This window comes from Tangfeifania diversioriginum (genome assembly GCF_900141875.1).
Classification (GTDB): Bacteria; Bacteroidota; Bacteroidia; order Bacteroidales; family Prolixibacteraceae; genus Tangfeifania; species Tangfeifania diversioriginum.
The window spans coordinates 1-13,099 of record NZ_FQZE01000021.1 but is presented as its reverse complement, the minus strand read 5'-3'; the positions used below and the strand labels follow the sequence as shown (position 1 = coordinate 13,099).

Genomic DNA, 13,099 nt, shown 5'->3' with positions numbered 1-13,099 from the left:
CTATTCAACTAATTCAGTTGCGGAATTTTTATTGTGTATGTTTTTCCTAAACTATTGGTCAGGTACGCCTGGCGCAACCATGGGTTAAAATCTTTCAGCAGTTTGTAATTAATATCGTGGGCATGCGAGAAATCTGCAAAATCGAGTACCGGCCCTGTAACTTCAATTTCCTTAGTTGGAATAATCGGGTATTTCTCTTCTTCAGGAACAATAAGATTGTAAGCGGCTGGGTTTTCCAAAATTAATTTCAGTGCTGCTATCCGGAAAACGTACCTGCCGGTTTCGGTCACCAGGAGCAGGTTGTAATAATCATCTGCCTTTTGGCGTTCCAACTGGCGATCGATTCCACGCATTCCGGCATTATAAGAAGCAGCCACCAGTGTCCAGCTTCCGTATTTTTCGTAAGCATCGAGCAGATAATCGCAGGCCGCGTAAGTCGCTTTTTCAACATGATAACGTTCATCCACTTCGTTGCTAACCTCCAGTCCATAATCGCGGGCAGTGCCCTGCATGAACTGCCAGAATCCAATGGCGCGCGCCGGCGAAATGGCACTGGGATTCAAACCGCTCTCGGCCACAGCAAGGTATTTAAAATCGTCAGGTATCCCCTTTTCTTCCAGTATGGGTTCGATAACCGAAAAATAGCGGGGCGCCAGTTTTATCAGACGCAGGGTTTGCGAATGAAAATAGGAATTCACCAGCAATTCGCGATCGAGCGATTCGCGCACATCGAAACGATGAAGTGGCATGGGCTCACCAGCGAAGGAAACCGAATCGGGAATGTCAACCGATTTGAATTTGGCCGTTTCCGCTACGTTTACAACAGCCGGTTCAGTTGAGTTTGCCGAACCCATTACTAAAAAAACAATCACACCCACATTTACTGCCAAAACCAGTGTTAATATTATTCTCCACCCCTTATTCTGCATTATTTTTTTATTTTTTAAAAATGCAAAATTACATTTTTAAACGTTGTATTACAACGAAATCGAAGTGCAAATGTTTTGATTGAAAATCATTTCGCCGGAATATGATTTATTCAAAAAAACCGGCTTCGTCTAACAATTGAAAAGCCCGGATCATTTCTTTTTCGTTAAACCGCCAGAGGGTATTTCTGCGGAAAAGCCGGCGAACTTCCCTTTTTTGGTCAGGGAATAATTTAATAAATGAGCGTCGTTTGTCCTGAACTCTTTGAAATCTTTTTTCTTCAGGGAAATACATATAATACGTGACTTTCGGCTTAAATTTGGTATCCTTCAGTTTTCCGTAACGGTCCCGGTAAATGCTGGTTTTTTCTTCCAATACAGAATGAAAAGCCAGGAGCCAGCGTGTCCCCTCATATTTCACCTCAAAATAACGGTCTCCGGCACCCACAAATGCATCGAAGAAAAGTTTCACGAATTGTTGCTTGTTCTGTTCGTTTTCGATTGTGAAGCTGTTCACCTTTTCTTTGTCAACAACAAAAAGCTGCTTCAAATTCGGATTGTATGCCACCAGTTCATCCTGAAAAGAGAGATACCTGAGGTGCTGGTTTTCAAAACGATCTCCGTCTTCAAACAAAATAGTCCCATTTTCCCATTTGTCCTGAAGAAAATGAGTCCTGTCTGCCAATGGGGAAATATAATACAAAGAGCCGGTAAGTTTTCCTTCCAGCCGGTTTGAATTTTCGTTCAGGGCATCCCAGTTAAAGGTTGATTTTTGCGCACGGGCCGGGTTGGCCAGCATCAATAACAGTACCCCCAAAAACAGATATGCAGTTTTCAAATTCATTTTATCTCAATTATTTCAGATGAGTTGAAAATTTTTCCCTCTTTAGTTACACCGGTTACTGAAATTTCAACTTTCCCCTTTAAATCGGACAGTAAAAATTCAATCTGTTTTTTTTCGCCGGTTGGTACCCGCTGCCAAAAATATACGGTACGCAGGTCAGGTACATTTTTATCGTTTTCAGGAGGAGAAAAGTATCCCGGCTCGTGAGAAGGCTGTAAAAAAGGAACGGTAAATCTGAAAATGTTTGACTGCTGAGCCAGCCAGCGATTCGACTTGTCTTTTAAATAAATGGCAAGCACCCCGGTAAATTTCAGGTCGCCAAAAAGCCGTTCTTCCATGGCGTAATCAATTTTATCAATTTCGGCTGAGCCGAATGAAGAGAGCAGCCGGTTTCTGAAAAAAGGAATTCCGTTTATCAGCCTGAATGGTTCGTTTTCAAAATATACATTTTCATCAAGGTTCAACATCCTGATTGTTATGTTTCCATCGCGATTCCGGTATTGCACACCATGAAGCAATTCCCTCGATATTTCCCGGAAGTCGGGCAATTCAAAAAAGTCATCCAAATTCACAGACTGGTCGGGATGCCCGTAAAAAGGCACGTTAAAGCGAGGCGGCATCGAAAAATCAGTTGGAGATATGGTGTAGTTTTCTCCAAACAACCGTTTGATAAACACGGCATCGCCTGACTGGTTGATAAATTCAGTTTGGTCATGCCCGAGAGGTTCTTTTTGCAATGTTATGGGTGTGCGGTTTTCCATATGGTTGGTGGCAAGTTCAATTTCAAGTTCGGCACCATCCTCTGTGACCGCCTGCAGCACCACGTCTCCAACTCCTTCGGCATTTTTCAGAAAAAAATGAAATGTTCCTTCTTGTCCTGTTACATAATAGTCGAAATACCCTGGGTCGTCAATGAGGGAGAGAAATACAACCGCTTTCCCCGGGGGCAAACCGTCGGCTGATTTTTTCACTTTTCCGCTAAGAATAAAACCGTCCTTTTCCGCAAAACCGGGCACTGTCAAATCCGACGGAGTGGAAACTGAAGTAAATCTGCCTCCAAAACTGCGAGCCATCTCATCTGCACGTGATGCTCTCACAACAACAAATTCAGTTTCACTTGTTTCAATGGCATCCAGGCCCAGTTCAACAGTAACTCTTTCTCTGGGTTTGAACTCCTGTTTGTTTGGTATTATTTTAACGCGGCTATCAAGATTGGTTTTGGAAATATTCTGTTTTTGTCCGGGGACTTCCATTTCCGTCAGGTCATCCTGAAAACGGTTGTAAACAAATAACGATTTTTTCTCAACAGGCAAGTCCGGTACAGAAAGGTTTTCATAAACGAAAGCCGATAAAAAATAGACACCGGTACTTAACGAGTCGGGAACATGTAAATATCCTTCGGCCCAACCGGCGCTGCTTTTTTTGATAACCGATGCGATTACCTGATTTGCGGCATGGGTCAGATGTACATGTACCACATTGCTTTTTGCACTGTCGCTGTTTATAGCGGCTACTTTAAACCAAATTGTATCGCCCGAAATACAGTAGTCGCGGTCAGTAAACAGGTAGTGCCGGGTAATTTCATTTTCTGATTGTGAAAATCCGTAAAACGAAATCACTGAAAAGAGCAGTACCAATTTAATATTTTGCCAGTTTACCTTCATTCTTTCCTATTTAATTCTGCCAAAACACGGGCGGGTACAACGACTTCACACCCCGCTCAGGAATATCATATAAATCATTAATCCTGCGCAGGGTATGATTTCCGCTGTGGGGATTGAGGTAAATATACACCCTATGCTCGCGGCGGCGGGAAATCTCAAAATTACCCAGTACTATTTTTTTGGAATTGGACGTGCATTTTAAATTGCTTCGTGCCTGCACATAAAGCGGGTCAAATATTTTCCCGTCGGCACCAAGCTGGCTGTTCAGGTCCTTATAAAAATTCCAGGCCGATTGAGAAATGGCGTGCTGATAAATTATATAAATCCACCCACGCTGTGCAGAAATTGAGTCGAGAATTCCTGAATTGCTGTATTGAAAAAATTCCAATGGGTGATTTGTGATTTTAAAATCCGTTGCATATTCGGGGGGCGCAGCAATGTTAAAATTACCATCCGGATAAAACGATTCCCACCCGTATTTCATACGGGTAGCGGGCAAACCATTAATCACAGTATCGAAGGGAAAGGTATATTGAAAAACCTTTCTTGCATCGAAGCGGTAATACGTTTTTTTGTTTCCATTGCTTATGTCGGCGTAAACCTGATGTCCCAATGTTTTTTTGAATTCTTCCACATTGGTTTCACCTCCGGGCTGGCTCCATCTTTCCAACTCTTCACTATAAAAATTATCAATGTCCGGAGTTTCGGGAACGGATTCATAGTCTGACGAAAAAGTTTCACCTTCGGCGATGATGTGCAGTTTGTATTGTTCGGTTGAATCAATTGTTCCGGTCAACTCATAAACTCCGGGCTGCACTTGCTGCGTCAGGTACCCTTCACCTCTGCTGTCGAGCAACTGCACCAAGGCATTGGTGAAGGGTTCAAAAGAATCGGCCTCGTTAAAACCGGCTGATTTTTGCAGAATAATTTGATAGGGAGGCTCTCCGTAAACCAGGCGTGCATCCACAGCCAGAGCACTCTCCACCTCGTCAAGTTCGGCTTCATAAACCGACTCACAGCCTGCAAAAAGCACCAACAGTATTGTCAGATATTTTAATGACTTCAGCATCAGAATTTAAAATTATAGGTTAATGACGGTACCGGAATTCCGATAACCGAAAGTTTGTAGAGCGAATATTTCCGGGAATCGTTTCCAGCTCCCGGTCCCGATTTCCGGTAGTACACCGAGTACGGATTTTCCCTGCCGTACGCATTGTAAACCGAAAGTGTCCAGCTTCCTTTCCACATGCGTTTACGGCGCAGGTTTTCATCGAAAGTGATGGAAATGTCGAGCCGGTGATAGGGAGGCATGCGGTATTTATTTCGGTCGGAATAATAAACCATCGTTTCGCCGGCATATTTGTATTTTATTTCAGGAAGCGTAACCGGCCTCCCGGAAACAAACACAAAGTTGGCAGAAAAACGCCACCGCCGGCTGATGTTGTAAGTGCCAACGAGCGAAAAATCGTGCGGCTTGTCGTACAACGAAGAATAATATTTCCCATCCCAGAAGTTATCTTCTGCGTTTTCAGCATTTGTTTTTTGCATGGTTCGCGAAAGCACATAACTGACAGACCCCGTGAGCCGGCCTGTGTTTTTCCGGGCGCTCAGTTCAATTCCTGCTGAATATCCGCTGGCCGAAATCAAATCATCTTCTATGTTTTCATTCATAATTAACTGCGCACCATTTTTATATTCAACCAAATTTTGTAAGTATTTGAAATAAACTTCCGACGAAAAATCGATGCCTCTCAGCCACGAATCTTTTTCCATGCCAAACGCAACCTGGTCGCTGATAAGCGGCTTCAACCCCGGGCTGGCAGGTTTCCAGGTTTCGGCCGGAGAAACAACCGCATTGTTGCTCAACTGAAACATATACTGGCGTACCCGCTGATAATTCCACTTAACGGTGGTATTTGCATTTACATCGTACCGGGCAGAGAGCCTCGGTTCAAAACCTGTGTAATGTTTTTCCCGGATTTCTTTTTCAGGAATATCAGGAGAAGGATCCAAAGTGGTAAATCCATCCGATTCATTGTTTTCCGGATTTTCTGCTGAGCCTCTGTTTTTGAAGAAACTAAAACGCAATCCGGCTGAAACAGAAAACTGTGGTGAGATCTCAAATTCGTCGCCAACAAAGACAGCAGCTTCCAGGGCATTTTCTGCCGGCAACTCACGCGAAACGATGCGTGTTGTATCTTCCACCGGGGAAATTTTTCCGGGATTGATTCGGTAATCAACCACTTTTATTCCTCCAATTGCCTTATGCATAATGTTCGGATGCCAGCGCACGGTGTATCCTGCAGAAGAATACATCAGCCGGTTGTCGAGGAAATAGGATTCCAGTGGGTTTTGTCGTGCAAAATCAGTCAGCCTGTAGCTGTATTGACTGTGGGCTAGTTCAAAATCGCCATAAAGTTTTCCGGTCAACTGATTACTCACTTCCAGATTGGCCAGAATATTTCCGTATTGGGTAACCGATTCAGTACTGGTGTTAAATTCATCGTTACTTACATACCCCATCAGGCTCATTCGGTTGTATTTATCGAATTTGTAAGTTATTTTCCCGGACACATCGTAAAATTGGGTCACGCTTCGGGCAAAATCAAGTTCAGGAATTTCTTTCATAATCCAGTTGGTGTAAGAACTTCTGCCGCCTGCCACAAAAGTCAGTTTTTTATTTTTACTCAGCGGCCCGTCCATGGTTACCCGCGAATTGATAAGGCCAATTCCGCCATAAAACCTGATTTGTTCAGTGTTTCCGTCTTTAAACCCAACTTCCATAACTGATGCTACTCTTTCCCCAAAATTCGCAGGCATTCCTCCCTTAAACAGGCGCACATTTTCAACTACATCGGGATTTATAAGCGAAAGGAATCCGAAAAGATGCGAAGAGTTGAACACCGGACTGCCGTTTATCAGAATCAGGTTTTGGTCAGTATTTCCGCCCCGCACGTTAAATCCTGATGATAATTCACCTACGGTCTGTACACCGGGCAACATGGTCATTCCCTTTAAAATATCCACTTCGCCCATTAAAGCAGGCAACTTTTTTATTTCCACCGACGACATTTGCACCATGCTCATTTGCGACCGCGGCAAATCGGCTTCCTTGCCAACAACAGTAACTTCTTCAATGGCGTGTGATTCTTCAAACAATTGGAATTCTTCGTATCCGTCTTCAATTAAGCGAATCTTCCAGTTTGAACTTTGCAGGCCCACAAACGAAAACTGAAGCCGGTGATCTCCGGTTGGCAGTTCCATTTCAAACTCACCGCTCTCATCAGTTGTGGCTCCTTTTTGGGTTTCGGTGTGGTAAACAATGGCACCCACCAGTGTTTCACCCGTTTTCCCGTCCACCACACGCCCGCGTAAAGTGGCTCGTTTGTAACGGCCCAGGTTGAGCGGATTGCCAATAATCAAAAACTGAGACGACTCATCCAACCGGGAAAAATTCCCAGACACTTCAGGATAAATCACCACACCTTTATCCTGGAAAAATCGAAAAGTAAGTTCATTGTCGAGAAAAATGTTGTTCAGGGCCTGAATAAGCGGTGTGCTTCTGAACTCTTTACTGATGGTATGCGGGGCCAACCATTCCTGTTTGTAAAAAAAACGCAAATTGTACTTGGTTCCCAGCGAATCTAAAAAAACCGACATGGGTTGATCACGAAAAGTGCCATCAATCAGAATTTCGCCCTGATTTTGGGCATTGGCAGTTCTGGTAGTCCCCAAAATAAAAACAATGGTAAATATTGAGCAGACAAACACCCTGATTGAAAATAATTTTGCCTTTTGGATTAGTCGATAATACATGAAATTTCTTTCTTCTAAGCGATATTGGTTGTTTGATGCATAATTACTAATAAAATCTGACTAACAAAGTAAAATATTCGAAAAAAGTATTCCATACCAAAAGCGCAATTTAAATGCTTCAAAACTCATAATACAAACCGGTATAAACGCCCACACGATAGGGCCTGAAATCCACTTCAGGGTTGCGGTTGATGGAATTCAGGTAGTAACTGAACCGCGGCTCCACAGCCAGCGAAAGATTTTTCCCTACTGCGTAGTTCAGCCCAACACCCACAGTACCAGAAACATTCACAGTAGAAATATCGCGGGTTTTGCCGATGTTCTGCACACCGTATTCATTATCGATGTAGGCATTGTTGCCAACCACAAGGCCAGCGTTTACACCGCCCACCAGTTCCACATCCATTTTACTTTCAAAAAGCAGATAGCGGAGGTAAAGGGGAATTTCCACAAAGTCGAAAACCTGGGAAAGTTCGCCACTCGTAAGCAGCGAATTGGAGTAGGAACCAAAAGATTCCAGATTGGCAGCTATTTCCGCTCCTTTGGGAACCCCCTCAAAATCAATCACTCCGGCGGTACTATTCATGGCCATCCGGTTATCGGCAAGGGTAACGGCGGTGTTAAAATAATTTTTGTTGACCGGAGCCGATGCATAATCCATTTGAGCCCTGTTGCCAAAAAGCTGTGGCGAACTGCCGGTTTGCTGCCCGTTTTGCGCATAGTAAACACCGCTTTCAATACTAACTCTTTTCCCGGTTTTATACTGAACTGAAACTCCACCACTGAGGTTGGTATTTCCGTTATCGGCTTCCCGGGTCATGTTACTGGAGTAAGCCGAACCATGTTTGGCTGAGTAAGACGAATACCCGGGTGAAACGTTCAGCCCAAATTTCCAGCCGGTTTTATTTTTTGGTGCAGCTGAAAATTGTTGCTCATTTCTGTTCATTACCGGCTGGTCCCAGGTGAAAATTTGATTGGCAGATACCAATTCACTTTTTACCGACAAACCAGTTGGTTGTTCTCCCTCCAGTATTTTTATTTCACTGATTTCAATGGGTTGAATAAATTCCAAATCTGCCGCGGCAAGCATTCTGTTTCCCTCATCCACTTCTGAGCCCGATGTAACTTCTTCTGACTGTTGAGTTTCTGGGTTCCTTTTTCCTGCTTCGGCCAAAAACTGTTCAGATGCAACCGGTTCCAAATCCATTTGTTGGTTATCTTTTTCAGGAACTATTCCGCCTTGTTCCCCAATATTCGATTTTTCTTCAGGACTTACCTTTTCCGTTTCGGCCATTTGCGGAACCTGTTTTTCAGCTGATTCATTGAAATACCAACCGGCCAAGAATGCAAGAACCAGCAGTGCAGCAACAGAAACCCAGCTGTAGAGGGCTATCCGCTTTTTACGGCGCTGTGCAGCCAGCTGCCCCTGTATGCCATCCCAGAGATAGGCAGGTGGCTCCGCTTTAAAACCTTCCAGTTTATCGCGGAATGCATTATCCATATTTTTATCCTCTTTCATTATGCAGTGTAATTTGCATTTGTTTTACGCTTTCCGTAAAGTTTTTCCACCTTACGTTTTAAAATATCCCTAGCCCGCGCAAGGTTCGATTTCGAAGTTCCCTCCGTAATCTTCATTGCTTCACCAATTTCCTGATGGCTCAATCCTTCCATTACAAAAAGGTTGAACACCATGCGGTACCGCGGTGGTAGTTCCTGGATTAAATTTATCAGTTCGTCAGCCGAAATTTTTTCCAGAATATTGCCGGTAAACGATTGCGTTTCGTATTTCCCAACATCTTCAACCGGGTACAAAATATGCTGTTTCCGGTATTTGCTGAGCGAAACATTCACCATAATCCGGCGGACCCAACCTTCAAAAGAACCTTCGTGCCTAAATTTTTTCAGATTTGTAAACACGTTAACAAACCCATCCTGTAAATTGTCTTCGGCTTCGGTGCGGTCTTTTGCATACCGCATGCACACCCCGAACATTTTCGGTGCAAACATCCGGTAAAGCTTTTCCTGCGCACGCACATCACCCGAGGCACTTTGTTTTATAATGTCTTTCAGTTCTTCCAAACCCAGCTTTAAATGTTCCTTCAAAAGTAAGGATAAATTCTGCCTTCTATTTTAAAATTCATCCTTAAACCACGCCAATGTTCTGTAACATTAATTTTTTCGATTACGATGAAAACACTTGTTAGATGAAACAGGTTAAACAATGGTTGCGTGAAAAAATAAAAAAATTTACGCAACCTTATTCCTTTCCAAACCATCTATGGTTTTGTGTGCCTTTTCAATAATTTAAAAACAAGTAAAAATGAAACGGAGAACAATCATTATCCTAATTGCGACACTTCTCTTTACAGCCTGCAATATTGCAGACGACGAGGGCATTTATACCGAAATTGAGCTCACAGAAAAATCGGCTCAACTGGTGGAAGCCGACAATGAATTTGGTTTTGAACTTTTTCAGAAAGTTTATAGTGCTGAAAAAAAATACGAAAATATTATGGTATCGCCGCTCAGTGTTTCACTTGCGCTGGCAATGACTTACAACGGGGCAAATGCCGAAACAAAAATTGCCATGGAAGAAACCCTGAAACTTTACGGACTGACACCCGATGAAATCAACACCTCGTACCAAACATTGATTGAGGCGCTGAAATCGCTCGACAAAAAGGTGGTACTCGAAATTGCCAATGCCATTTTTTATCGCGACGATTTTTCGGTGGAGCCCGACTTTGTGAGTGTCAATCAGAATTATTACGATGCCGAAGTTTCCGCGCTCGATTTTGAATCGCCTGATGCATTGAAAACCATTAACGGTTGGGTGGCCGAAAAGACAAAAGATAAAATTGAAAGCATTTTGGATAGAATCACCCCCGATAATGTAATGTTCCTTTTGAATGCCATCTATTTTAAAGGAATCTGGGCCTCGGAATTTGAAAAGAAAAACACAGTGGAAAGAGATTTCCATCTGGAAAACGGTGCCGCCATTCAAACCGATTTTATGCAACAGGAAAATCCTGTTTTGTACAATGAAAATGATTTGTTTCAGGCAATTCAACTTCCTTACGGACAGGGAAACTTTTCCATGTCGGTTTTCCTTCCGCAAGTAAATAAATCGTTGCAGGATGTTATGGAAAATCTTGATAAAGAAAACTGGAAATCGTGGATGGAAAATTTTTCAGAACGCAATGTAAAAATTCAACTTCCCAAATTTAAGTACGAATATGAAATCAAGCTAAACGATATTTTATCTGAAATGGGCATGAGAATTGCTTTTACAGGCGGAGCAGATTTTACAGGAATCAATAAAAATGCGGATTTGTACATTGACTATGTGAAACATAAATCGTTTATAGAAGTAAACGAGGAAGGGACCGAGGCCGCTGCCGTAACGGTTGTGGCAGTTAACGAATTATCGGCCGGAGGCGGTGGTAGTATTCCGTTTAACGCAAACCGACCGTTTCTTTTCGCCATTACGGAAAAAAGCACCGGTGCCATATTGTTTGTTGGAACGGTGAAAAATCCACAGAAGAATTAGAGGTTTAAATAGAAGCTTCAAGACGATTAGACACAAGTACCAAGACAAGAAGACAAAAAAATAAAAACATTAAAATACAGAAAGTTATGAAAACAATTATTTTACTGTTGCTGGCATTTATGCTGACATCGATTAGTTCGTGCCAGAAAAACGACGTTCAGCCCCCGGAAAACAACATCATCGATCTGGATGAAAAATCGGCAAAACTGATTGAAGCCGACAATGAATTTGGGTTGGAAATGTTTCAGAAAGTGCGTGAAGACAACGACGACGAAAACATCATGATTTCGCCGCTGAGCATTTCGGTGGCACTGGCCATGGCGTATAAAGGTGCCGATGGTGACACAAAAACTGAAATGGAAAAAGCAATGAAACTGAACGGATTGACAACCGATGAAATCAACACTTCGTATAAAATGCTCATTAGTGCGTTGCAGTCGCTGGATGAAGATGTGTTTTTTGAAATTGCCAACGCCATTTTTTATGCTGACATTATGGAGGTAAAACCCGGTTTTCTCGATGTAAACAAAACGGTTTACGAAGCAGAAATTGAACGACTCGATTTCAGTTCGCCCGGAGCTGTAAATACAATAAACGATTGGGTGACTGAAAAAACCAACGACAAAATCACAAAAATTATTGAGCTGCTTGATCCGCTTGACCGGATGGTGCTTCTAAACGCCATTTATTTCAACGGCATCTGGACAAACGAATTCGACGAGGAAGGCACCCACGAACTGGATTTCAACAAACCAGACGGCACAACTATAAAAGTTCCGATGATGAACAAACTGGAAAACCTGGACTACACCGCCAACAGTTTGTTTAAAGCCATTAAAATGCCTTACGGAAACGGGCAGTACAACATGGTAATTTTTCTGCCCGAAACCGGGAAAAATTCGCAGAATGTAATCGACGAATTGTCGGCTGCCAGTTGGAAAAAGTGGATGGATGAGTTTGAAAAAACCGACCGCGTGGATATTACCATGCCGCGATTTAAGTTTGAATTCGAGGCCGGGTTAAACGATCTGCTGAAAAAAATGGGCATGCAAAAAGCATTTATCCCGGAAGTGGCCGATTTTTCAAAAATTTCAGATGTCGAATTATACATCAGCGCGGTGAAACACAAATCATTTATCGATGTAAATGAAACCGGCACTGAAGCTGCGGCTGTTACTTCCATTACATTTACAACAACAAGCATTGGTAACGAACCGCAAAAAGTACCATTTTTTGTAAACAAACCGTTTGTGTTTGCGATTACTGAAAATAATACGGATGCGATTCTTTTTATCGGAGAAGTACAAAATCCGGAATACGATGAATAATAAAAACCGAAAGACTAAACCGGCAATTAACACGTTATAACTAAGAAAATTAGAAAACAATAAGCCATGAAACGATTCATAGTGTTTTTGTCGTTAATTGCAGCCGTGGTTATTGGTTGCCAGCAGAATAACGAGGTTACAACATTTCAGGAAACCGGGGTGGTTATTGACTACGCCGGTGCCGGAAACTGCAGTTTTGTAATTGAACTCGACAACGGCAACCGCATCCAGCCGCTGCATTCACCCGATGATTTTGATTTTGCCCACGGCCAACGCGTTCTGGTAGAATATTCAGAACTCGAAAATGTTATACCTGCCTGCGACCGCGGAACCCCATCCGACGTTACTTACATTGAAGAACTGAGTTGTGCACCCTGGATAGATCTCTATTTTGAAAATTACGACAGCCTGGCCCGCGACCCGATATTTCTGCACGAAGCTTTTATTGACGGCGACTGTCTCCAGCTAAAAATTTCGTACAGTGGTGGTTGCAAAAATCACACCGTTGATTTGGCCTACATGCACCAGTGGAACCCGGGCGGCAACGACATTCCCACATTTGAAATCAGGCACGATGCCAACGGAGATGTTTGCGAAGCACTGGTTACCAGGGAGTTCAGATTCGATTTAACTCCACTGATAATTGAAGGTGAAAAAAAATTTGTGCTGAAAGCCAGGTTATACAATGGCGAAGTGTACAATGAAATATTTGAGATAAAATAAAAACAGCATTTCAGTTAATTTTGCTGTACTAGTTAGTTCTGTAAGAGCTGTCTGTCGGATGACAGGCAGCTTTTTGTATTTCAGAAACCGGCTCAGCAAATTTATTATTAACAACTTAACCATCAGAAACGTGAATTTTATTCTAAACAAAACCTAACCTACCTTATACACAATCATGCAACGTTGTTTAATTGTGCGAGTTGATTCTCAAGAAATTTAATACGCTTTTCTTTAAATGCTGCTTGGTT

10 protein-coding genes are annotated in these 13,099 nt (G+C 42.7%); 3 read left to right on the top strand and 7 right to left on the bottom strand.

Annotated features, from left to right (window positions below; translation table 11 throughout):
- Positions 1–8: 8 nt before the first annotated feature.
- The 7 genes from BUC07_RS13315 to BUC07_RS13285 all read right to left on the bottom strand — a co-directional run bounded on the left by BUC07_RS13315 (position 9) and on the right by BUC07_RS13285 (position 9,353).
- The gene (locus BUC07_RS13315) at positions 9–929 is read right to left on the bottom strand and encodes a lytic transglycosylase domain-containing protein (protein WP_073170282.1); all 921 of its coding nucleotides are present in this window, start codon (positions 927–929) and stop codon (positions 9–11) included.
- 106 nt (positions 930–1,035) lie between these two features.
- Positions 1,036–1,770 carry a hypothetical protein gene (locus tag BUC07_RS13310; RefSeq protein WP_073170280.1) on the bottom strand — a complete coding sequence of 245 codons (735 nt, stop codon included), beginning with the start codon at positions 1,768–1,770 and terminating at the stop codon, positions 1,036–1,038.
- Positions 1,767–3,434 (bottom strand): hypothetical protein, encoded by a 1,668-nt coding sequence (locus BUC07_RS13305; RefSeq protein ID WP_073170278.1) that lies wholly within the window; start codon positions 3,432–3,434, stop codon positions 1,767–1,769. Before BUC07_RS13305 ends, BUC07_RS13310 begins: the two co-directional genes overlap by 4 nt.
- Before the next feature lie 10 nt (positions 3,435–3,444).
- Entirely contained in the window at positions 3,445–4,503 is a 1,059-nt protein-coding gene (locus BUC07_RS13300; RefSeq protein ID WP_073170276.1) for a DUF4249 domain-containing protein, read from the bottom strand.
- The gene (locus BUC07_RS13295) at positions 4,503–7,250 is read right to left on the bottom strand and encodes a TonB-dependent receptor (RefSeq protein ID WP_083578255.1); all 2,748 of its coding nucleotides are present in this window, start codon (positions 7,248–7,250) and stop codon (positions 4,503–4,505) included. The genes BUC07_RS13300 and BUC07_RS13295 overlap by 1 nt, the downstream gene beginning before the upstream one ends.
- Before the next feature lie 118 nt (positions 7,251–7,368).
- Positions 7,369–8,769 carry an outer membrane beta-barrel protein gene (locus BUC07_RS13290; protein WP_073170271.1) on the bottom strand — a complete coding sequence of 467 codons (1,401 nt, stop codon included), beginning with the start codon at positions 8,767–8,769 and terminating at the stop codon, positions 7,369–7,371.
- On the bottom strand, positions 8,769–9,353 hold the full coding sequence (locus BUC07_RS13285; protein ID WP_139279584.1) for an RNA polymerase sigma factor: 585 nt from the start codon (positions 9,351–9,353) through the stop codon (positions 8,769–8,771). The genes BUC07_RS13290 and BUC07_RS13285 overlap by 1 nt, the downstream gene beginning before the upstream one ends.
- A gap of 217 nt (positions 9,354–9,570) precedes the next feature.
- On the opposite strand from BUC07_RS13285, the gene BUC07_RS13280 reads away from it, so the two are divergent.
- From BUC07_RS13280 to BUC07_RS13270, 3 genes are all read left to right on the top strand, one after another.
- The gene (locus BUC07_RS13280; RefSeq protein WP_083578254.1) at positions 9,571–10,800 is read left to right on the top strand and encodes a serpin family protein; all 1,230 of its coding nucleotides are present in this window, start codon (positions 9,571–9,573) and stop codon (positions 10,798–10,800) included.
- Between the two features lie 86 nt (positions 10,801–10,886).
- Positions 10,887–12,128, top strand: a complete 1,242-nt coding sequence (locus BUC07_RS13275) for a serpin family protein (RefSeq protein WP_073170269.1) — start codon at positions 10,887–10,889, stop codon at positions 12,126–12,128.
- Between the two features lie 66 nt (positions 12,129–12,194).
- Positions 12,195–12,851: a NigD1/NigD2 family lipoprotein gene (locus tag BUC07_RS13270; RefSeq protein ID WP_073170266.1), complete on the top strand. Its 657-nt coding sequence runs from the start codon at positions 12,195–12,197 to the stop codon at positions 12,849–12,851.
- Positions 12,852–13,099: the final 248 nt, after the last annotated feature.